The 20,763-nt window shown below is 65.2% G+C and carries 21 protein-coding genes; 8 read left to right on the top strand and 13 right to left on the bottom strand.

Annotation, left to right across the window (positions count from 1 at the left end; genetic code table 11):
- The first annotated feature begins 50 nt into the window (after positions 1-50).
- On the top strand, positions 51-413 hold the full coding sequence (locus tag F7R19_RS01700) for a toxin (RefSeq protein ID WP_150979157.1): 363 nt from the start codon (positions 51-53) through the stop codon (positions 411-413).
- Positions 391-705, top strand: a complete 315-nt coding sequence (locus tag F7R19_RS01695) for a helix-turn-helix domain-containing protein (RefSeq protein WP_061957696.1) — start codon at positions 391-393, stop codon at positions 703-705. The genes F7R19_RS01700 and F7R19_RS01695 overlap by 23 nt, the downstream gene beginning before the upstream one ends.
- A 50-nt stretch (positions 706-755) precedes the next feature.
- On the opposite strand, the gene F7R19_RS01690 is transcribed toward F7R19_RS01695, so the two are convergent.
- Together F7R19_RS01690 and F7R19_RS01685 are read right to left on the bottom strand one after the other, a co-directional pair.
- On the bottom strand, positions 756-1,004 hold the full coding sequence (locus F7R19_RS01690) for an FmdB family zinc ribbon protein (RefSeq protein ID WP_150979156.1): 249 nt from the start codon (positions 1,002-1,004) through the stop codon (positions 756-758).
- Positions 1,005-1,045: 41 nt separating this feature from the next.
- The gene (locus F7R19_RS01685) at positions 1,046-2,593 is read right to left on the bottom strand and encodes a DHA2 family efflux MFS transporter permease subunit (RefSeq protein ID WP_150979155.1); all 1,548 of its coding nucleotides are present in this window, start codon (positions 2,591-2,593) and stop codon (positions 1,046-1,048) included.
- A gap of 133 nt (positions 2,594-2,726) precedes the next feature.
- On the opposite strand from F7R19_RS01685, the gene F7R19_RS01680 reads away from it, so the two are divergent.
- Entirely contained in the window at positions 2,727-3,170 is a 444-nt protein-coding gene (locus tag F7R19_RS01680; protein WP_150979154.1) for a MarR family winged helix-turn-helix transcriptional regulator, read from the top strand.
- Positions 3,171-3,246: 76 nt separating this feature from the next.
- Here the strand turns inward: F7R19_RS01680 and F7R19_RS01675 are convergent, their stop codons facing one another.
- Positions 3,247-4,635, bottom strand: a complete 1,389-nt coding sequence (locus F7R19_RS01675; RefSeq protein WP_150979153.1) for a sensor histidine kinase — start codon at positions 4,633-4,635, stop codon at positions 3,247-3,249.
- Complete coding sequence (locus F7R19_RS01670) at positions 4,632-5,324, bottom strand: response regulator (protein ID WP_061957691.1); 693 nt, start codon at positions 5,322-5,324, stop codon at positions 4,632-4,634. Before F7R19_RS01670 ends, F7R19_RS01675 begins: the two co-directional genes overlap by 4 nt.
- 199 nt (positions 5,325-5,523) lie before the next feature.
- On the opposite strand from F7R19_RS01670, the gene F7R19_RS01665 reads away from it, so the two are divergent.
- The gene (locus tag F7R19_RS01665; RefSeq protein ID WP_150979152.1) at positions 5,524-6,588 is read left to right on the top strand and encodes a porin; all 1,065 of its coding nucleotides are present in this window, start codon (positions 5,524-5,526) and stop codon (positions 6,586-6,588) included.
- A 122-nt stretch (positions 6,589-6,710) separates the two neighbouring features.
- On the opposite strand, the gene F7R19_RS01660 is transcribed toward F7R19_RS01665, so the two are convergent.
- The gene (locus F7R19_RS01660) at positions 6,711-8,039 is read right to left on the bottom strand and encodes a PQQ-dependent sugar dehydrogenase (RefSeq protein ID WP_150979291.1); all 1,329 of its coding nucleotides are present in this window, start codon (positions 8,037-8,039) and stop codon (positions 6,711-6,713) included.
- A gap of 121 nt (positions 8,040-8,160) precedes the next feature.
- Positions 8,161-8,646, bottom strand: coding sequence for a GFA family protein (locus F7R19_RS01655; RefSeq protein ID WP_061957688.1), 486 nt, complete (start codon positions 8,644-8,646; stop codon positions 8,161-8,163).
- Positions 8,647-8,973: 327 nt separating this feature from the next.
- On the opposite strand from F7R19_RS01655, the gene F7R19_RS01650 reads away from it, so the two are divergent.
- On the top strand, positions 8,974-9,312 hold the full coding sequence (locus F7R19_RS01650; RefSeq protein ID WP_061957687.1) for a hypothetical protein: 339 nt from the start codon (positions 8,974-8,976) through the stop codon (positions 9,310-9,312).
- A 184-nt stretch (positions 9,313-9,496) separates the two neighbouring features.
- Here F7R19_RS01650 and F7R19_RS01645 read toward each other — a convergent pair whose 3' ends face one another.
- Genes F7R19_RS01645 through F7R19_RS01625 form a run of 5 tightly spaced genes read right to left on the bottom strand, consistent with a single transcriptional unit; the run spans position 9,497 to position 14,254 of the window.
- The gene (locus F7R19_RS01645; protein ID WP_061957686.1) at positions 9,497-10,432 is read right to left on the bottom strand and encodes a LysR family transcriptional regulator; all 936 of its coding nucleotides are present in this window, start codon (positions 10,430-10,432) and stop codon (positions 9,497-9,499) included.
- Positions 10,432-11,328, bottom strand: coding sequence for a 2-hydroxy-3-oxopropionate reductase (locus tag F7R19_RS01640; protein ID WP_150979151.1), 897 nt, complete (start codon positions 11,326-11,328; stop codon positions 10,432-10,434). Before F7R19_RS01640 ends, F7R19_RS01645 begins: the two co-directional genes overlap by 1 nt.
- A gap of 24 nt (positions 11,329-11,352) precedes the next feature.
- Positions 11,353-12,150: a 2-dehydro-3-deoxyglucarate aldolase gene (gene garL, locus F7R19_RS01635; RefSeq protein WP_150979150.1), complete on the bottom strand. Its 798-nt coding sequence runs from the start codon at positions 12,148-12,150 to the stop codon at positions 11,353-11,355.
- Between the two features lie 14 nt (positions 12,151-12,164).
- Positions 12,165-13,259 (bottom strand): malate/lactate/ureidoglycolate dehydrogenase, encoded by a 1,095-nt coding sequence (locus tag F7R19_RS01630; protein WP_150979149.1) that lies wholly within the window; start codon positions 13,257-13,259, stop codon positions 12,165-12,167.
- 2 nt (positions 13,260-13,261) lie between these two features.
- Positions 13,262-14,254, bottom strand: coding sequence for a Bug family tripartite tricarboxylate transporter substrate binding protein (locus tag F7R19_RS01625; protein WP_150979148.1), 993 nt, complete (start codon positions 14,252-14,254; stop codon positions 13,262-13,264).
- Between the two features lie 288 nt (positions 14,255-14,542).
- On the opposite strand from F7R19_RS01625, the gene F7R19_RS01620 reads away from it, so the two are divergent.
- Entirely contained in the window at positions 14,543-16,219 is a 1,677-nt protein-coding gene (locus F7R19_RS01620) for a thiamine pyrophosphate-binding protein (protein ID WP_150979147.1), read from the top strand.
- A 113-nt stretch (positions 16,220-16,332) separates the two neighbouring features.
- Here F7R19_RS01620 and F7R19_RS01615 read toward each other — a convergent pair whose 3' ends face one another.
- The gene (locus F7R19_RS01615; protein WP_061957680.1) at positions 16,333-16,662 is read right to left on the bottom strand and encodes a hypothetical protein; all 330 of its coding nucleotides are present in this window, start codon (positions 16,660-16,662) and stop codon (positions 16,333-16,335) included.
- A 220-nt stretch (positions 16,663-16,882) separates the two neighbouring features.
- On the opposite strand from F7R19_RS01615, the gene F7R19_RS01610 reads away from it, so the two are divergent.
- Positions 16,883-17,794 carry a LysR substrate-binding domain-containing protein gene (locus F7R19_RS01610; protein ID WP_150979146.1) on the top strand — a complete coding sequence of 304 codons (912 nt, stop codon included), beginning with the start codon at positions 16,883-16,885 and terminating at the stop codon, positions 17,792-17,794.
- A gap of 156 nt (positions 17,795-17,950) precedes the next feature.
- The gene (gene hglS, locus F7R19_RS01605) at positions 17,951-19,318 is read left to right on the top strand and encodes a 2-oxoadipate dioxygenase/decarboxylase HglS (RefSeq protein ID WP_150979145.1); all 1,368 of its coding nucleotides are present in this window, start codon (positions 17,951-17,953) and stop codon (positions 19,316-19,318) included.
- A gap of 217 nt (positions 19,319-19,535) precedes the next feature.
- On the opposite strand, the gene F7R19_RS01600 is transcribed toward hglS, so the two are convergent.
- Positions 19,536-20,651 carry a porin gene (locus tag F7R19_RS01600; RefSeq protein ID WP_150979144.1) on the bottom strand — a complete coding sequence of 372 codons (1,116 nt, stop codon included), beginning with the start codon at positions 20,649-20,651 and terminating at the stop codon, positions 19,536-19,538.
- Between the last annotated feature and the right edge of the window lie 112 nt (positions 20,652-20,763).

Here is a 20,763-nt window from a genome sequence, read left to right as displayed (position 1 = left end):
CACCAAACCACCTCAGTCCCTTTTCAAAGGGTACGTAACGAACGTACACTATGCATGCCGTGTTTATTGAGCTGCCGCCGTTCGAGCGGCATCGGGAAACGTTTCTGGATGACGACGCATTTCGGCGTCTGCAGGCGATGCTGGTGATGCATCCGGAGGCGGGTGACGTGATACCGGGCGCCGGCGGGCTGCGCAAACTGCGCTACGTCGATGAGCGGCGGCACAAGGGAAAGCGTGGCGGGCTGCGCGTGATCTATTACTACTGGCTGGGCGGCGCCCAGTTCTGGCTCTTCACGCTCTATGACAAGGACAAGCAGGATGACCTCACTGGCGCGCAGCGGCGGCAGCTGGGGCAACTCCTGGCGTTCGAATTGAAAGCGAGGCAATCAAATGACGCGGGATGTATTCGGTGAACTGGTAGAAGGATTCGAGGCGCTTGCAGACGAGCGCCAGCGCAAGGTCACGCTGCGGTCGCACAAGGTGAAGGTGGCCGATCTGGAAGCGGTGGCCGCCCAGGAACTGGTGGATTTGCGGGACAAACTCAACATGTCGCGGCCGGTGTTTGCGATGTACCTGCGCATCAATCCGAGGACGCTGGAGAACTGGGAGCAGGGCAGGGCAAAACCGAATGCGCAGGCGACCCTGCTGATACGGCTGGTGCAGAAATATCCGGAGACGATTCAGCGCCTGGCTTCGCTGGCATGATCGGGCCGTTGGGCGCTTTGGTCGCGGCGGGTCGTGCTGGAAAGGCGGCTTCAGCGATTGCCCCAGCCGGGGCTGCTGGCGCGGCCGGCCAGTTTGACCGGGCCGCAGCAGGCGCAGGCCGAGCCATGGCTGGCGGTGTCGCCGGCGGCGCTTGTGCCCGCAAGCCCAGGGGCCGCCACCAGCGCACGCGCGGCCGTGCCGCCACAGGTCGGGCAGGCAGCCGGCTCGTCGCGTCGGGCCATCGGTCGCAATTCAGAAAAGTCGCCGCAGCTAGCGCAGCGATAGTCGTAGGTCGGCATCGCCGCTCCAGAGACAAATCGATGTTGCCGGCAAGCTTAGCTCAATCCATCGCGGCGTGCGCCAGCGTATCGTCACCGTCGTGCCGCGGCGCCGGCCGGATCAGCAGGATCAGCGGCACCACCACCAGCGTGGCGATGAACATCGCCTTGAAGTCGTTCAGGTACGCGATCATTGCCGCCTGCTGGTCAATGGTGCGTCCGAGCAGCGCAAGGTCGAGGCGCGATCCCTGCGCGAGCATCGATTGCAGTGCATGATTGTAGGGATTGACGTGGGTGACCAGATCGCTGTGCGCCACTTGCGTGTTGCGCGTCATCATGGTCTGGATCAGCGAAATGCCGATGCTGCTGCCGATATTGCGCATCAGGCTGTAGGTGGCGGTGCCATCGGCGCGCAACGCCGGTTGCAGCGTGGAAAACGTCAGCGCCGAAAGCGGCACGAACACCAGCCCCAGCCCAAAGCCCTGGATCACGCCGGGCCAGACGATGTCCGAGACCGACAGCACGATCGTGTAACCCATCATCTGCCACAGCGCGAAGGCCGATATCAGAAATCCTGACAACAGCAGCAACCGGGCGTCCACGTGCCGCAGCAGCCGGCCGGCCAGCATCATCGAGATCATGGTGCCGATGCCGCTGGGCGCGGTCACGAGCCCGGTGGTGGCGACGGGATAGCCCATCAGGTTCTGCAGCATCGGCGGCAGCAGCGCGCGCGTGGCGTACATCACCGCGCCGATCACGAAAATAAAGCACGCACCGGTGACGAAATTGCGGTCCTTCAGCAACGCCGAGCGAAAGAACGAACGTTCGCCGGCCGTGGCCGTATGCACGACAAAATAAGCGAACGCGATCACGCAAAGCAGCGCTTCGATGCGGATTTCGAGCGACCCGAACCAGTCGAGTTGCTCGCCGCGATCGAGCATGGCCTGCAGCGCGCCGATCGCCAGGCTCAGCGTGGCAAAGCCGAAAGCGTCGAACTTCATGCTCCGTGCCGGGGCGCGGTTGGGCAGCGTCGCCAGCACCCCAAACAATGCAAACGCGCCGATCGGCACGTTGATGAAAAAGACCCAGCGCCAGTTGTAGCTGTCAGTCAGCCACCCGCCGAGCGTCGGCCCCAGGATCGGCCCGACCATCACGCCCATGCCCCAGACGGCCATCGCCTGCCCCTGTCGCGAAGGCGGATTGATATCGAGCAGGATCGATTGCGACAACGGCACCAGCGCCGCGCCGAAAATCCCCTGCAACAGCCGCGCGGCCACGATCTGCGTCAGCGAGTCCGCCATGCCGCACAACGCCGATGCAATCGTGAAGCCGCCAATCGAGATCGCCAGCAGCTTCTTCACGCCCAACTGGTCCGACAGCCAGCCGGTGAGCGGCGTGGCAATGGCCGCGGCGACGATATATGAGGTCAGGACCCAGGTGATTTCATCCTGCGAGGCCGACAGCGCGCCTTGCATATGCGGCAACGCCACATTGGCGATGGTGCTGTCGAGCGTCTGGATCAAGGTGGCCAGCATGATCGAAAGCGTGATCATCGGGCGATTGAGCGGCTTGCCAGCGGTCTGGGCGGGCGCGGGGACCACGGAGGACATGGAGCGGTTCGGACGAATTGCCGACTAATTGATAAGCGTGCTTATTATATGCGCGACAGGCGATGTGCGGTGTTTCGATAATTTCCGGGGATCCGAAGGTATGCGAACGCCGCCAATCCCTATAATCGCGCGCATGGAAAAGGATCTTGAAAAGCGATTTGGCTTTCTGGTGGCGGACGTTGGACGCCTGTCAGGCAAGCGTTTCGACGAACTCTCGCGTGCAAAGCTGGACCTGACCCGGGCGCAGTACCGGGCGCTCGCCTATTTGTCGTATCACGGCGAGATGAATCAGGTTTGCCTGGCCGATCTGATGGAAGTAGCGCCGATTTCCGCAGGCCGGCTGCTGGACCGCATGGAAGAGGGCGGATGGATCGCCCGTCGCCCCAATCCGCTGGATCGGCGCGAACGGATGGTGCGCATGACCGACAAGGCCGACCAGGCGCTGGACGCCGCGCGCGAGGTTGGCGACGAAGTCACGCTCCAGGCGCTCAACGGCTTCGGCGCCGCGGAGACCGATCAGTTCCTGGATTTCCTGCAGCGCGCCCGCGCCAACCTGTCGAAGGGCGCCGGCAGTTGAACGTCGCCCGAAGCCCGGTGCGGTCTCGGGCTGCCCCGCGCCGAGGCATGCGGCAGCGTCCGATATCAGGCTTGTATCAGCCGACCGCGTCCCGCTTCGAGTCAAAGTCGATCTCGACCGTCAGCCCGCCGCCGCGCGTCTCGTGTAGCGACACCGCGGCCCCATGCAGCCGCGCGATCTCGCGCACAATCGACAGGCCCAGTCCGCTGCCGGCGCGATTGGCGCTGGCAGCGCCGCGATAGAAGCGTTTGAAAACCGATTCGCGTTCGGAGGCCGCCACGCCAGGGCCATTGTCTTCAACCAGCAGGCGATGACCGTCGACGCGCACGGTGACGACGGCGCCGCGGCCGGCATAGCGGATGGCGTTGTCGATCAGGTTGCCGAGCATTTCCTGCAGCAATTCGGCCTGACCGTCGATCTCAAGCGGCGCACCGCCTTCGAAACCCAGGTCGACGCCATCGCGCCGCGCAAGCGGCGCCCAATCGAGCGTGATCGACGACGCAAGCTGGTCGATCCGCAGTGGCCTCATGGCGGGCGCGTAGCCGCTGTCCGGCTCCAGCCGCGACAGCGACAACAACTGCGCCACTTCCCGGGCGGCAAGCTGAACCGAATCGTGCAGCCTGTGCAGATGGACGCGAACGCCGGGCAGATCCTTCTCACGCAGCGCCAGTTCCGACTCGGCCTGGATGATCGCCAGCGGCGTTTTCAACTGGTGCGCGGCGTCGGCAAAGAATCGCTTGCGGCCTTGCACCATCCGATGCAGCCGCCCGACGTACTGGTTCACCGCCGATACCAGCGGCTTGGTTTCCACGGGCAACGTCATGTCTTCCAGCGGATCGAGATCGTCGGGGCCGCGCGCGGCTACTGCGTCGGACAACTTGTGCAGCGGCCGCAGGCCGCGCCGCACGCCAAACCAGACGATTGCCAGCGCCAGGGTCACCAGTATCAGCTCCTGCTGCAGCGAGCCAATCAGAATCTCATACGCGAGACGCTCGCGCGGCTCGGTCGATTCGGCAATCAGCACCCATACCATTTGCGTGCGCGCGGATCGCACATCGTGCAGCGGCAGCGCCATCGACGCCATGCGCACGGGCATGCCCTGGTAGTCGGCGTCGTAGAACTGCGTGCGGTACAGCGCGCGCACTTGCCGCGGCGGCATCGGCAGATTTTCGTAGCCGGTGATGGTCGCGCCATGCTCGTCGCGAATCTGGTAGAAGATGCGCGAGCCGGCTTCGGCATCGAAGACTTCCAACGCCAGATAGGGCACTTCCACTTCAACCCGCCCATCGCGCAGGCTGATGCCCTCGCGCATGGCTTTGAGCGACGCGGCCAGCGTGCGGTCGAATGCCTGGTGCGCGGCGGCCATCGCACGGCGGTCGGTCAACCAAGCGTCCAGCGCCAGCAGCCCCAGCAGCGGCAGCAGCAACCATAGCGTCAGTTGCAGCCGCAGGCTGCCGGACTTCATGGATGCGGATCCACCGTGGCCGCGTCGCGTGCTTCGAGCAGATAGCCAAGGCCGCGCAGCGTGACGATGCCCACGCCGCTGCCTTCCAGCTTCTTGCGCAGCCGATACACATAGATTTCGATGGCATCCGCGTTGACCGATTCGTCGATGCCGAAGATCTTTTCCGACAGGGCCGCCTTGTTCACCGCGCGGCCGTCGCGCAGCAGCAGTACCTCCAGCACGGCGCGCTCGCGGCCGGTGAGCTGCAGCAATTCCCCATGCAACGTGAAAGCGCGACTCACCGTGTCGTAGTGCAGCGGGCCGCAGTGCAGGCCCGTGCGATCGTGGCCGTGGCTGCGGCGAATCAACGCCCGCGCGCGCGCTTCGAGCTCGCTCAGCGCGAAAGGCTTGGCCAGATAGTCGTCAGCGCCCAGGTCGAGTCCCCGCACGCGGTCTTCGACCGATCCATGCGCGGTCAGGATCAACACCGGCAACGGATTGCGACGCTGGCGCAGTCTGCGCAGCACTTCCAGCCCGTCCAGGCGCGGCATGCCGATGTCGAGGATCGCCAGCGCATAGTCCTGCGTGGTCAGTAGGTGGTCGGCACTGGCGCCGTCGTGCATGCAATCGACCGTGAAGCCGCTCTGGCTCAGCGATTCCTTGAGGGATTCGGCCAGTCTGAGATTGTCTTCGGCAAGGAGGATACGCATGGGGGCTACTGCAAGGCAGGTCTGCAAATGTCGCGCGAGGAGTGATACCTGCAACGGGCAGGGCGTGCCTAGCTAGGGAAACTCCCAATCGTGGTGCATGCCCCACGCCCGAAATGAAGGACGCTTCGAAAGCGAACTGAAAGTGCGCGCCCCATACCATCCGCCCCATTCACAACTAGAACCAATCAAGGAGACTGGGATGAATCGCAAGGCAGTGGCTGTGGCGGTGTTGGGATGCGCGGTATCTGGCGGCGCGGCGGCGCAATCGAGCGTGACGCTGTACGGCCTGGTGGACGCGGGTGTCGAATATGTGAGCCATGCCGGCCCGAACGGCAACTCGCAGGTCAAGATGACCTCGGGCGGCAAGAACACTTCGCGCTGGGGCCTGCGCGGCACGGAAGACCTCGGCGGCGGCCGGCAGGCGATCTTCGCGCTCGAATCGGGCATCGCCATCGACACCGGCAAGCTCGATACCGACAACACGTTGTTCGACCGCCGCGCCTGGGTGGGCCTGCAGGACAAGACGCTGGGCAGCATCCGCATGGGCCGCGATTTCACCACCACCTATGACTTCATGCTGCCTTTCGATCCGATGGGCTATGCGCCGAATTATTCGTGGGCGACGTCTGCCACCGCCACGGGCGGTCGCAAGGACGGCATGTTCTCGCGCTCGGCCAATGTCGTGCGATACGACGGCCAGTTCGGACCGGTCAAGCTGGGCGGCACGATGTCGTTCGGCGAAGTGCCGGGCAGCTTCAAGAGTTCTTCCAAGTACGACCTGGGCCTGGGCTACAACGCCGGCAAATTTGCCGCGGCGCTGACGTGGGATCGCCAGATGGGCGCGGGCACCAGCACCACCCCGGCTGATTCGGTCGATTACGTGCAGGGCATCCACGCTGGCGCAAGCTACGATTTCGGCGCGCTGTCGGTCTACGCTGGCTACCGCAACTATCGCAAGACGTTCACCACGGCAGCGGCCAAGCAATTGAGCGATCTGTACTGGGTGGGCGCAGCGTACGACTTTACGCCCGCCTTCACGTTGTATGGCGCGGTCTACAAGCAGAACATCAAGGGCGACACCGATGCGGATCCGATCCTGTTCTCGGTGCGCGCTCAATACAATCTTTCCAAACGCTCCATGGCCTATCTGTCCGCAGGTTACGCCAAGGCGCGCAATGGTCAGAACGTGAGTGTCTCGCGGGATTTCGTTGGCTATGCCAACAATCAGGTCGGCGTGACGGCAGGCTTGCAGCACCGCTTCTGACCATTGTTTCGGGCCGCCGTGGTGGGCGGTCTTGCGGCGGCGCGAGGGGCTCGCGCCGCCGCTTTTTGCTTTCGACGCCCCATCGGTATCCGTCCTGGATCGCCGTCGCGCTCGATGCCGATTCAGTTGGCGCCCGTGACGCGCCAGACCATATTGCCGACATCGTCGGCCACCAGCAGGCCGCCGCGCTTGTCGACGGCCACGCCGACGGGACGACCCTGCGCGTTGCCCTCGTCATCGAGAAATCCGTCAAGCACGTCGAACGGCGCGCCCTTGGGCTTGCCTTGGTCGAACGGCACGAATATCACCTTGTAGCCCGCGCGTGGCTTGCGATTCCACGAGCCATGCTGGCTCACGAACATGCCGTCGTGAAAGCGCGCGGGCAGGCTGTTGCCGGACGCACCGGTCATGCCGATCGAGGCGGTGTGCGATCCCACCGCGTAGTCGGGCACGATGGCCTTGGCAACCATGTCGGGCGCGGGCGGTTTCACGCGCTCGTCGACGTGTTGCCCGTAGTAACTGAAAGGCCAGCCGTAGAAGCCGCCGTCCCGCACCGACGTGATGTAGTCGGGCACCAGATCGCTGCCGATCTCGTCGCGCTCGTTCACCGACGTCCACAGCATGCGCGTGGTCGGCTCCCAGGCCATGCCGTTTGGATTACGCAGGCCGCTGGCATACACGCGGTGCTGCCCGGTCTGCCTGTCTACTTCCCATATCGCGGCCCGGCCCGCTTCCTTGTCGAGGCCGTTTTCGCCAGCGTTGCTGTTCGATCCGACCGTCACGTACAGCTTGCTGCCGTCTGGGCTGGCGATGATGTTCTTGGTCCAGTGATGATTCAGCGGCCCGGCCGGCAGATCCACAAGTTTCTGGCCGGGCTCGGTGATGCTGGCCTGTCCCGGTGTGTAGCGGTAGCGCACCACTGCGTCGGTATTCGCCACGTAGAAATCGTTGTCGACCAGCACCATGCCGAATGGCGAGTTCAGGTCTTTCAGGAACACCGAGCGCTGATCTGCGACGCCGTCGCCGTCGGTATCGCGCAGCAGCGTGATGCGGTTGGCGCTGGGCGTACCCGCGCCAGCGCGGCTCATCACCTTCTTCATGACCCAGCCTCGAATGCCCTTGCTGTCCTCGGGCTTGGGCGGGGCGTTGGTTTCCGCCACCAGCACGTCGCCGTTGGGCAGCACGTAGAGCCAGCGCGGATGATCGAGCTTGTCGGCGAAAGCGGCCACCCGCATGCCTTCGCCAGCCACCGGCGTCTTGCCGTTGTCCCAACCCTTGGCCGGCGCAATATGCACGGTGGGAATCATTGTTTTGTTGGGCGCCGGCAACTGGGGCGTCGGGCCGAAACCAGCCGTCTCGGGCAGTTTCGCGGAGTCGCCGCAACCGACCAGCAGCGTCACCGCCGCGATCGAAAACAGCGTTGCCAGGGGATAGATCAGGTATTGGCGCATCGCGGGCTCCAGATGCCGGTTCGAGTGGTTCGAGTTGTGTGACTGGAGCATAGAAATCCGCACGTGCCCTGTCTGTCGGCGCGCAGGCAAGGCGATGTCGGCGGCTGTCCGACGATGTCTGTCACGACAGCAGGCCGTGACGTTCATGCCATTCGTGCAGCGACTCCTCGGGCCACGTATCGGTATGGACGTGCCCTTTGCCGCGCGGCACGTCGACCCAGGGCGCGACCCAGTTCAGCGCCGCTTCCACTACCTCCGGCGGCTTGGGCAGCGGTGTATCGATGGCGCTCGCATTGGGATGCACCAGCTCGGGCCAGCGCGCGTCCCACAGCCACAGCGGGCTGCCGCATTGCCGGCAGAAATGCCGCAGCGCCTTCGATCGCACCGGCCGCTTTCCGGGCTCGCGGATCACGGCGTGGAACTGCGCGACGTGCTTCTGGCCTCTGACGCGCAACGTCTTGGCGTCGCCGCCCAGATTGATGCCATAGCCGCCGCTGCCCCCGGTCTTGCGGCAGATCGAGCAATGACAGTGCATGTACGGGTAGGGCGAATCGGATTCCAGACTGAAATGCACCGCACCGCATTGGCACGAACCTTCGAGATGCATAACGACTCCTGAATCGGGTTGTCGATGCGATCCAGTGTGGGCGACGCAATGGGCGCAATCAAGCGCGTTGTGGCTTCATGGGCGGCCAAAACTGTGGCGTTGTCAGGCGTTGTCTGTCAGCGCGCGCGAGTTTTTGTAAGGAGATGTGTGAATGCGGCACGCGGGGCCCGACAACGCTACTAAACTCGGGAACACGGTGTGCGGATGACGCATGCGATGCTTTGTTTCCTGGCCGTTGAACGCCAGTGCATCGCGCGGCTGGGGCCGACGACACGGCCGAGCCCACCCGCACCGGTTCTCTCCATAACAACAGCTGAGAGGTCTCATATGTCCACAAATCGAATCATTCGCACCACTTCGCTGATCGGCGCGCTGACCGCTGGCCTGATCTCCGCCACGGCCTTTGCGCAGACGCCGGCCACCGCGCCGGCCGATTCGACCGCGGTGCCGCCGGGCACCACGCAGATCCAGCCGCCGAAGGATCCGCTGGTGGAACGTCGCGAGGCACGCAAGGCCGCCAGCGACCAGTACAAGGCCGAGAAGGCCGCCGCAAAGGGCCAGTACAAGCAGGAAGTGGGCGCCGCAAAGCAGGAGCGCAAGGACGCCAACAAGGCAGCCAACGAGGCGGCAAAGGTCGAATTGCAGCAAGGCACGACCAAGCAGTAACCAGTAATCGGCATCGACACGGCCGATTACGGTCCGCCGTCGCCTCTCTGGCATCACGCCGGGAGGGCGTCGACGTATCGCTTAAGGTCGGCCGGGTAGACCAGGCCCGCATGAAGCCTGGTCGCGCTGAAACGGGCGCGCCGCGCATCTCGATGCGGCGCGCCCGTTTCGTTTGCGTGGGATGTCAGACCAGACGCGCACCGGGCCACGCGCCAGACATCACCGTGTTGCGCACCGACTGCCGCACCGTTTGCATGATGTCCCACAGCTCCGGCACCACGGGCCGGTTGCGCGCCGTGGTGAGCGCCACCTGTCGCGTGACCACGGGTTCGACCACACGCGCCGATAACAGCCGTCCCTGCGCAACGCGGTCGGCCACCGCGGCAAACGGCAGCAGCGTCGCGCCGCAACCGTCTTCCACCAGCCGCATCGCCACCGTATTCGACGCATCGCATTCCATCGCCATGTTGAGCGTGATGCCGACGCGCGCGGCCAGCGATTCAGTCAGCACGCGCAGCCCGTTGGACGTGCTCGGCAGGATCAGCGGCACTTCGCCGAGCCGGCGCGCGGGGAAGGTCGGACCCAGATGGGTCCACGACGTGGGTGCGACGAGCGTGAGATCTTCTTCGAGCAGCACGTCCACCTTGAGCGCGCCTTGTTGCTCGGGCAGATAGAGCAGCGCCACATCGATGTCGCCAGCCGCCAGCCACGCCAGCACCGGGCTGGCCAGGCCCTCGACAAAGCGCAGTTTGGTCGCCGGAAAGCGCTGCTTGAGCGCCGTGCCGATGGCGGCGAACGCGGTATTGGCGATGGTCGGCTGCGCGGCGATCACCAGTTGCGCAGGGCCCTGCGCGGTCGATGCCCGCACCGCGGCGCGCGCCTCCGACAGCGTGGCGGCTACCTGACGCGCGTAGCCGAGCAGCGTGGTGCCAGCTTCCGTCAGCACCACACCGCGTCCACTGCGATGAAACAGCCGCGTATCGAGCGCCGCCTCCAGCCGGGCGATTTGCCTGCTGACGGTGGACTGGTCGGCGCCTAGTTCGAGCGCCGCGCGCGAAATGCTCTGCGTACTGGCGACGCAGACAAAGCACGCGAGATCGTCGGAATTCAGCGCGGACATCAGGCCTTCGGCGTATCGCCGATGGCAAAGGCCGACATATGCTCGATGGCCTTGACCAGCCCGGAATGATCCCAACCAGCGCCGCCCTGCGCGACGCACACGTTGAACAGCTGCTGCGTGGATGCGGTATTCGGCAAACCCAGACCGAGCGACTTCGCGGTGGACAACGCCAGGTTCAGGTCCTTCTGGTGCAGTTCGATGCGGAATCCCGGATTGAAGGTGCGCTTGATCATCCGTTCGCCGTGCACTTCAAGGATCTTCGAACTGGCAAAGCCACCCATCAGCGCCTGGCGCACGCGCGCGGGGTCGGCGCCGGCCTTGGCGGCCAGCACCAGCGCCTCGCTGACGGCTTCGATGTTCAGGGCCACGATGATCTGGTTGGCCACCTTCGCCACCTGTCCGTCGCCCACGTTGCCCACCAGCGTGATGTTCTTGCCCATCAGTTGCAGCAGCGGCAGCACCTTGTCGAACACGTCCTGCTTGCCGCCGGCCATGATCGACAGCGTCGCGGCCTTGGCGCCCACTTCGCCGCCCGACACGGGCGCATCGACATAGTCGCAGCCGAGCTGCTCGATCTTGACGGCAAACTCGCGCGTGTCGATCGGCGAGATCGAACTCATGTCGACCACGATCTTGCCCGGGCTCAGGCCCGCCGCCACACCGTCGTCACCGAAAAGCACGCGCGCCACGTCGGGCGTATCGGGCAGCATCAGGAACACCACGTCCGCTTGCCTGGCCACTTCCGTGGCGCTGCTGCACGACTGCATGCCGGCGTCGAGCAGGTCCTGCGGCACGCCGCTGCGCGTATGGGCGAACACGGTATGACCGCCGGCCTGAAGATGTTGCGCCATGGGCTTGCCCATCACGCCCAGTCCGATAAATCCGATTTTGCTCATGGTTGTTTCCGGTTACTGCGGGGTTCAGGATGCGAAGCGCTCGCGCAACGCGCGCGCGGCATCGCGCAATAGCAACTGGTCGATGCCGACCGCCACGAAGTGCGCGCCCATGTCGAGGTAGCGCCGGGCGTCGGCCTCGACGGGCGTCAGCGTGCCGATGGCCTTGCCGGCGCGATTAGCGGCGTCGTAGATCTGCCGGACCGCGGCCTGCACATCGGGATGATTGGGATTGCCGAGATGGCCATATGCCGCGGCCAGATCGTTCGGCCCGATGAACACGCCATCGACGCCGGGCTCGGCGCAGATCTCGTCCGCCGCTTCCACGCCCTTGCGGCTTTCGATCTGCACCAGCACGCAGATGTTGTCGTTGATCGTCTTGAAGAAATCGGGCAGCGTGCCAAAGCGGTTTTGCCGCTGCGCACCTGATACGCCGCGCGTGCCGTCGGGCGGATAGCGGGTGGCCCGCACCGCGCGGCGCGCTTCTTCGGCCGATTCCACAAACGGAATCAGGAAGTTGTAGAAGCCGATGTCGAGCAGGCGCTTGAGCATCACCGCGTCGTTCCACGGCGGACGCACTACCGGCGCGCTGGTGCTGTCCTTCAGCGCCATCAGCTGCGGCGCGAACGTCAGCACGTCGTTGGGCGAATGTTCGCCATCGAGCAGCAGCCAGTCGAAACCGGCCAGCCCGACGATCTCGCTGGTCACCGGCTGGCCGAGTGAACTCCACAGGCCGATCAGGCGTTTGCGCGCCAGTACGTCGGCGCGAAACTTGTTGGGCAGCGGCGTGATCTGCGGCAGGTGAGGGGTAGGGGAGATGGTCATGTAAGCGTTCCTTTTCAATCGACGGCCAGCGCGGACAGCGGCCCCGGCGATGCGCCGCGCGATTGCAGCACGCGCGCGGCGGCATCGTCGAGCTGCGCCAGCGTGCCGCTGTCGACCGGGATGAATTCCGCGCGGGCGCGGCGCCACGCGCGTTCGGGATCGCCCGGCAGGCGGATGGCGTCGTTGCCCGGCTGCAGGCGCGACGCCTTCATCCATTCGACAAACGCCTCGACCTCGTGGCCGAACGTGGTGCTGGTGCCCATCCGGGCCGGATCGAAAATGATCGCCAGCATGTTGTTCCACACGGCGTGCTCGTGCGTAAGCGTTTCCGGGCGGATCGTGTGGCCGCCGGTGACGGCCGCGCCCAGCAGTTCGCACATGACGGCCAGCACATAACCCTTGTGTTCGCCGAACGTGCGCAGCGCGCCTTGCGGCGTGCCCGGATGCGGGAACATCACGGACGGGTCGTCAGTCGGGTGTCCGTGCGGGTCCATCAGGCAACCGGGCGGCACATCGACGCCCTTGTTGTGGGCCACCCGTACCTTGCCCAGCGCGATCGCACTGGTGGCAAAGTCGAGCACCAGCGGCGGCTGGTCCGCCAGCGGCACGGCGATCGTGAACGGATTGGTGCCGAAGCGCGGATCGTAGCCGCCGTGCGGCGCGACGATCGGTTTTGACAGCACGTTGACGAAGTGGATCGAGATCATGCCCGCCGCGGCCGCCTGCTCGGCCCAATGGCCGACCCGCCCCAGATGGTGCGAGCGGCGCAGCCCCAGCACGCACACGCCGTGTTCGCGTGCCCGTTCGATACCGATGCGCATGGCCTGCTCGGTCACCGCCTGGCCCATGCCGCGGTTGCCGTCGAGACTGACGATGCCGCCCGATTCATGCACTACGCTGACCTGCTGGTTGAGCTGCAACTGGTCGGCCTGCCACGACAGCACGTATTTCGGGATCATCCCCACACCATGCGAATCGTGGCCGGACAGGTTGGCGCCCACCAGATGGTCGGCGGTCAGCCCGGCCTCGCGCGCGTCGGAGCCCGCGGCCAGCCAGAGATCGACCACCCAGCGATGCAGCGCGGCGGTCGGAATACGATGTTCACTCATGCTCACTCCAGATGAATATTGGCCACCTTGATCAGGTTTGCCCATTTGGCCACTTCGCTTTTCTGGAAACTGGCCAGTTCGGCCGGCCCGATGCCCGACGGCTCGACTCCCATCGACGCCAACTTGGCGCGCACGTCGGGCTGGCGGATGATCTTGCCGATTTCGGTGGAGAGCCGGTTGACGATCGGCGCGGGCGTGCCGGCCGGCGCGAAGATGGCCTGCCAAGACACGATCTCGTAACCGTTCAGGCCCGATTCCGCCATGGTGGGCACGTCGGGCAATTCGGCGGCGCGCTTGGCGCCCGTGGTGGCCAGCGCGCGGAACTTGCCGGACTGAATCATCGGCATGGCCGCCACGCTGTTTTCGAACACCAGATCCACCTGATTGCCCAGCAGCGCCTGCACGGCCTGGCTGCTGCCCTTGTACGGCACATGGGTCATGCGCAGGCCGGCCATGTTGGCAAACAGTTCGGCGGCCAGATGCTGCGACGTGCCATTGCCCGACGATCCGAAGTTGATGGACCCAGGCTTGGCCTTGGCGGCGGCAATCACGTCCTGCACGCTTTTCCACGGACTGCTGGCGTTGACTACCAGCACGTTGGGCAGCGTGCCGATCAGCGCGATCGGCTGGAAATTCTTGATCGGGTCATACGGCATCTTGGGATACAGGCTCACATTGATGGCATGCGAGCTGATGGTGCCGCCCAGGATCGTGTAGCCGTCCGGGGCAGCCTTGGCCACGTAGTCGGATCCGATATTGCCGCCGGCCCCGGCACGGTTTTCCACCACCACCGACTGTCCCAGCGTTTGCGACAGGCGCTGTCCGATCAGGCGGCCGAGCAGGTCGGTGGTGCCCCCCGCGGCGAATGGCACCACATAGGTAATCGGCTTGCTTGGATAGGAATCGCCCTGGGCCTGCGCGTGCGGCGCGAGCGCCATGCATCCAGTACAAAGCACGGCCAGCATTGGCCGCATCAGGCGTTGGTGAACAAGCATGCAATGTCTCCGGTTGCGCAGACGCGCCGCTGGTTGCCGGGATGGCGCCAGCACGCGGCGTTGCGCTTGGGTTATGGTTCTGCCTGTCGGGCTCGTGCGCGATCTGCGGCAGACTCGGGGCGTCTTTTGTCGCGCCCTGGCGTGCAAATCTACACGGACAGCCGCCGCGCCGACTTGCGGAAATTGCATAACAGAAATGCACGATAGACCGCGCAGCCATGCGCGTCAAACGGAACAATCGCAGACATTGCTTGCCGACCCGCCGCATCCAACTTCCCGGACATCGCCATGACTGACCCTGTTGCATCTTCTGCCCGCACTGGCGGGCGCGTGCTTGTCGACCAACTGCGCATCCATGGCGCCGAGCGCATCTTCTGCGTGCCGGGCGAAAGCTTTCTCGATGTCCTGGACGCGCTGCACGATCAGCCCGCCATCGACCTCGTCGTCTGCAAACACGAAGGCGCAGCGGCCAACATGGCCGAGGCCGACGGCAAGCTTACCGGCCGCCCGGGCATCTGCTTCGTCACGCGCGGACCGGGCGCCACGCACGGCAGCATCGGCGTGCATATCGCGCAGCAGGACTCCACGCCAATGATCCTGTTCGTGGGACAGATCGCACGCGGCCACAAGGGCCGGGAGGCGTTCCAGGAAGTCGATTACGCCGCGGTGTTCGGATCGATGGCCAAATGGGCGGCCGAGATCGACGATCCTGCGCGCATCCCGGAGATGGTCGCGCGCGCGTTCCAGGTCGCCACGTCGGGCCGGCCCGGGCCGGTGGTGCTCTCGCTGCCCGAGGATGTGCTCGACGGCCTCGTCGCGTGCGCAGATGCCGCGCCGTATCGCGCCGTAGCCGCCGCGCCGCGCGCCGAAGATGCGCAGTCGCTGGCCGACGCGCTGGCTGCTGCGCAGCGCCCACTGGTGATCGCCGGTGGCGCCAACTGGACCGACCAGGCGGTCCGCGATTTCGCCGCGTTCGTGAAGGCCTGGGATTTGCCCGTGGCTTGCGCCTTCCGTCGCCAGGACGTGATCGACAACCGCGATCCGCATTACGTCGGCCATCTGAGTCTGGGCGTCAGCCCCAAGCTGGCGGCGCGGGTCAAGGGGGCGGATCTGATCGTGGCCTTCGGCACGCGGCTGGGCGACATCGCCACCGATGGCTACACGCTGCTGGATGCGCCGTTGCCGCAGCAGAAGCTCGTGCATATTCATGCGGACAGCGCGGAACTAGGGCGCGTCTACCAGGCCGCATTGCCGATTCACGCCGGGATTGCGCCGGGTGCGGCGATGCTGGCGTCGCTGCCCGCGCCCGCGTCGTTGCCATGGCGCGAATGGACTGCCGGCGCGCGCGCCGAGCACGAGGCGTTTGTGACGCCGCCGAAGCCGCATGCGGAACTGACCGGCGTCGACATGGCGGCTGCCATGGCGCATCTGAACCAGACGCTGCCCGACGACGCGATGCTGACCAATGGCGCGGGTAACTACACGGTCTGGCTGCATCGTTTCTACGCGTACCGTCGGCCGCGCACGGAACTGGCGCCCACCTGCGGCGCAATGGGGTACGGCCTGCCGGCGGCCATCGCCGCCAAGCTGCGTCATCCCGAGAAGACCGTGGTGTGTTTTGCGGGCGATGGTTGCTTCCTGATGTACCCGCAGGAAATCGCCACGGCCGCCGCGCATGGCGCCAACCTGATCGTGATCCTGGTGAACAATCGCATGTACGGCACGATCCGCATGCATCAGGAGCGCCGTTATCCAGGGCGCCAGAGCGGCACGGCGATCGTCAACCCGGATTTCGTCGCGATGGCACAGTCGTGCGGTGCATGGGCGGAACGGGTCGAGAAAACCGACGATTTCGCCGCAGCGTTCGAGCGCGCCCAGCGCGCAGGCAAGCCCGCCGTACTCGAATTGATGACCGATCCGCTACAAATCACGCCCGCAATGCGTGTGACGGATCTGCCGCATTGAATGGTCGTCGGCCGGGTTTAGGGCGAATTATGGAATTTCAATAATTCGCCCTAAACCCGACGAGGAGCCCCGTCGGCGGCAGCAGACGGCCCACCAGCGGCGGGATGTGGCCACTAGTGGTCAGCCTGGAATAACGATCCCTGCCTCAGGGTGTCTTGAGGCGTGGTCCGGCGCGCCGCATCGGGCGGATTCAGGATCTGGCGGATCTGGGCCAGATAGCGCTCGCCCACCGCGCGATGGGTCTTGCGCGCTTCCTCGGCAAACATCCGGCGCGTTGGCGGTCGGATCTTCAGTAGCCGGCAAATCGTTGACAGATAAGGCTTTTTTCCTTCGGCGGCGGCCCGGCGCGCGGCCGATGCCAGCGCGGCGTCGCCAATGCGGCCGCGCAGCCAGACCAGGATCTGGCGGTCATATTCGTTTTGCACACGGATCAGGTGTTCCATCAGAAAACTCCCAATACTGTTCATGCATACAGTACCTGTAAATATATACAGTAATCGGGATTTTTCAAGGGCGAAAGACGGGCAAGCCGCGCGCGTCGGTGCCACAATGCCAGCCGTTTCCGATCCACGACGCCGTGCCATGCCTGCCAGTACGACCGATTCGCGCCACATATTCGACCCGCTTCGCCCGCGCACTGAACGTACTGAATTGCGCTGATTTATGCGACTCCCCAGTCTGATAGCCCTCCAGATGCTGGAATGCGCCGCGCGCCTTGGCAGCTTCACGCGCGCCGCGGCCGAACTCAATGTCACCGAGAGCGCCATTTCGCGCCAGATCCAGGCGTTGGAAGCGCGCCTTGGCGTGCGATTTTTCGAGCGCGTCCGGCAGCGCGTCGTGCTGACATCGGAAGGCGACCGTTATGTGCGCGAAATTCGCGCCGAACTGAAGGCCATCGAACGCGCCACCAAGGATCTGGCGTCGCGCGCGGGCGGCATGGAAGTGATCGAGCTGGCCGTGGTGCCCACCTTTGCCACGCAATGGCTGATCCCGCGGCTGGCCGGCTTCCGCATCGACAGCCCGCGTATCGTGGTCAATATCCACGCGCGGCCCGAGCCATTCCACTTTGGCGATTCCGTCTACGATGCGGCGATCTATTTCGGGGATCGACCTTGGGATGGCCATCCGAGCGCCGCGTTGATCGACGAAGGCCCGTCGATTCCGGTGTGCAGTCCCACGCTGCTGGCCAACGCCAAGCTGCGCCGCCGCGAGGATTTGCTGCGCCTGCCGTTGTTGCACCTCGCCAGCCGGCCCGACGCCTGGCCCGACTGGTTCAGCGGCGACGACGAAGCCGTGCGTCGGCGCGCGCGGCTGGGCCCGCGCTACGACCTGTTCACGATGGTGACGCGCGGCGCCATTGCCGGACTCGGTGTGGCAGTGCTGCCGGAAATGATGGTTCGTTCCGAAATGGAAAGTGGGCAGTTGGTGACGCTGCCATTTCCCGCCGCGCACGATGCCGGGCGCAGCGGTTCGTATTTCCTCAGCTATCGACAGGAAAAGCCCGGTGAAACCAAGCTCGCACGATTTGCTGCGTGGCTGGTCGGGCAATGTCGGGACGTTGCGCCGGCATCCTGATGAGATGACGACAATCCCGGCTTGATGCCAGAACTGCATCAAGTCGGGAAAAAATATCAATTGCGCACCCGAGCGGGCAAGGCGAAACTTGGCGCCGTTCGTTTTTGCCGCTGTCCGCGATCGCGGCGCGCCGATTCCCTGCAGTCAGTCAACACAATGTCTTCGACCCATACGCCCCAAAGCCAGATCCGCGCGCAGTTTTCACGCGCCATGTCCGACATGTATCGCGCCGAAGTGCCGCAGTACGGCACGCTGATGTCGCTCGTTGCCGACGTCAATGCTGACGTGATTGCCCGCGTAGGCGCGGCGGCCGCGGGAGCGGCGGGGCAGGAAGCGCGCCTTGAAGTGGAACGGCACGGCGCCATCCGCGTCGGCACGCCGGCCGAGCTGTCCACCATCCGCCGCCTGTTCGCCGTGATGGGCATGTTTCCGGTCGGCTACTACGATTTGTCCGTCGCGGGCGTGCCGGTGCATTCCACCGCGTTCCGACCGCGTGACACCGCCGGGCTTGCCGACAACCCGTTCCGCGTCTTTACATCGCTGCTGCGCCTCGATCTGATTCAAGACGTGGCATTGCGCGAAGCCGCCGCGCAGGTGCTGAGCCAGCGCTCGATCTTCACGCCCGGCTGCATCGCGCTGATCGAACGTGCGGAACAGCAGGGCGGGCTCGATCAGGCGGACGCGGCGCAATTCGTCGCCGAAGCGTTGGAAACCTTCCGCTGGCACGGCAAGTCGACGGTCACCGCCGATCTCTACTGGAAACTGCGCAAGACCCATCCGCTGATTGCCGACATCGTTTGCTTTCCGGGGCCGCATATCAACCACCTCACGCCGCGCACGCTCGATATCGACCTGGTGCAGGCGCAGATGCCCGCGCGCGGTATCCGGCCAAAGGCTGTGGTGGAAGGGCCGCCCACGCGCAAGTGCCCGATTCTGCTGCGCCAGACCAGCTTCCTGGCGCTCAGCGAGCCGGTCAGTTTTGTCGACGGCGGCGAAGCCGGCACGCACACCGCGCGCTTTGGCGAGATCGAGCAGCGCGGCGTGGCGCTGACGCCAAAGGGCCGGCAACTGTACGACAGCCTGCTGGCCGAGGTGCGCAAGCGGATCGAGCCGGCCGGTGACGGGTCCAATGCCGATGCCTACCGCCAGGTGCTGGGCGACGTGTTCCGCGATTTCCCCGACACTCATGACGCGCTGCGGCAGCAGGGGCTGGCGTATTACCGCTACACGGCAGGCAATGCCGCCGCGCCGGGCGAGCACGATGTCGAGGCGCTGATCGCCGCCGGCGCACTGGTGGCCGAGCCGATCACGTACGAGGATTTCCTGCCGGTCAGCGCGGCAGGTATTTTCCAGTCGAACCTGGGCAATGAACGGCGCGACGACCTGCAGGCGTCGCCAAATCGCGCCGCGTTTGAAAGCGCACTGGGCGCCACCGTCAGCGACGAACTCGCGCTGTACGCCGCCGCGCAACAGGCATCGCTCGACGCCGCGCTGCAGGCGCTTGGGATTACCGCACGCGCCTGATTGGCGCCGCCCGCCGCCCGCCGCGCATCTCGCGCAGAACATGCGCAGGAAAAGAAAGAGGCCCGCCGGGAAAGACTCCCGCGCGGGCCCATGAAAAGACGAAGGGAAAGTCTTCGTCGTGGAGCCGTGCGGCGGCGTTCGATACGCCGCGCTGCGCGCACGATCACCGGTCGCCGTGGCGCCGCTGTGCGACGCCGTTGAAAACCGTCAGACGCGCTTAGAAACGATGGCGCACGCCGATGATCGCGCCAAACTGGCTTTGACCCGCGCCCACCTGTTCGGAGGTAGCCGTCAGCGTGCTGGCGCTGCGGTTCAACGACGGGCCAAAGCCGGACAGGCCCATCGCCGAGCCGTTGCGATTCTGCGCGTAGGCGGCAATCGCATAGACATCGGTGCGCTTCGAGAAGGCATAGGTGCCCGACAACACGAAGCTGTACGGATCGCCGTTGCTGTTGCGCACATCGGTGTAGTAGGCCGCGCCGGTGACGGCGATGGCCGGCGTCACCTGGTAGGTCGCGCCGACCCAGTACAGGTTGGTGCGCAGCGAACTGCTGGCGAAGTCGCCGTAATACCAGCGATAGCCCGCGAAGGCGCGGCCCCGGCCAAAGTCGTAGCTCGCGCCCAGCGTGGCGCGGCGCTCGCGGTTGTCATCGGTGGCGATGGTGCTGCCGCGCACTTCGTCATACACCACGCGCGCCGACAGCGGGCCCGAGTCGTAACCGCCAGCGACCGACCAGTTGCGGCCGGCCTTGTAGTCGCCCGGCACTTCGCCACCGGCGCTGCTGTCGTAGCCGGTGCTGTAGAACAGGCCGTAATAGAACGCGCCGGTGCGGCCGGTGAGTTTTAGCGAGTTATCGGCGCGGCCCGACATCCACTTGTCGTGCATCAGCACCGAATAGCGCGTGGCGATCGCCATCGGATCATAGGTCACCGAGAAGTCATACAGCACGGTCTGGTGGCGGCCCAGCGACAGCGTGCCGTACTGGTTCTGCAGGCCGACAAACGCCTGGCGGCCGAACAGGCGGCCACCCTGGTTCAGGCTGCCGGTATCGAGATCGAAACCGCTTTCCAGCGTGAAGACCGCCTTCAGCCCTTGGCCAAGGTCTTCCGCGCCGCGCAGGCCCCAGCGCGAGGTGGACAGATTACCTGCCGACATGCGCACGACGTTGTTGCTGCCGCCAGTAGCGGTGTTCGGCGCGTGGGTCAGGAATTCCACACCGGCGTCCACCACGCCATAGAGCGTGATGTTGCTTTGGGCCTGCGCCACTGCGGGCAGGGCAGGCAATACAAAGGTGGCGGCGGTGGTAGCCAGGCAGGCGAGACGGGTCTTCATGCTTCGTTATCCTTATGTTGAGACGCGCGCACGCGCGCCTCCAACGGGCTCGGGCGCAGTGCGGCGCCTGAAATGTAACGACTGGCCTCGAAGCAAAGAAGAGCGATTCGCC

Source organism: Cupriavidus pauculus (assembly GCF_008801835.1).
GTDB classification, from domain to species: domain Bacteria; phylum Pseudomonadota; class Gammaproteobacteria; order Burkholderiales; family Burkholderiaceae; genus Cupriavidus; species Cupriavidus pauculus.
This window is presented reverse-complemented; position numbering and strand designations above follow the sequence as displayed.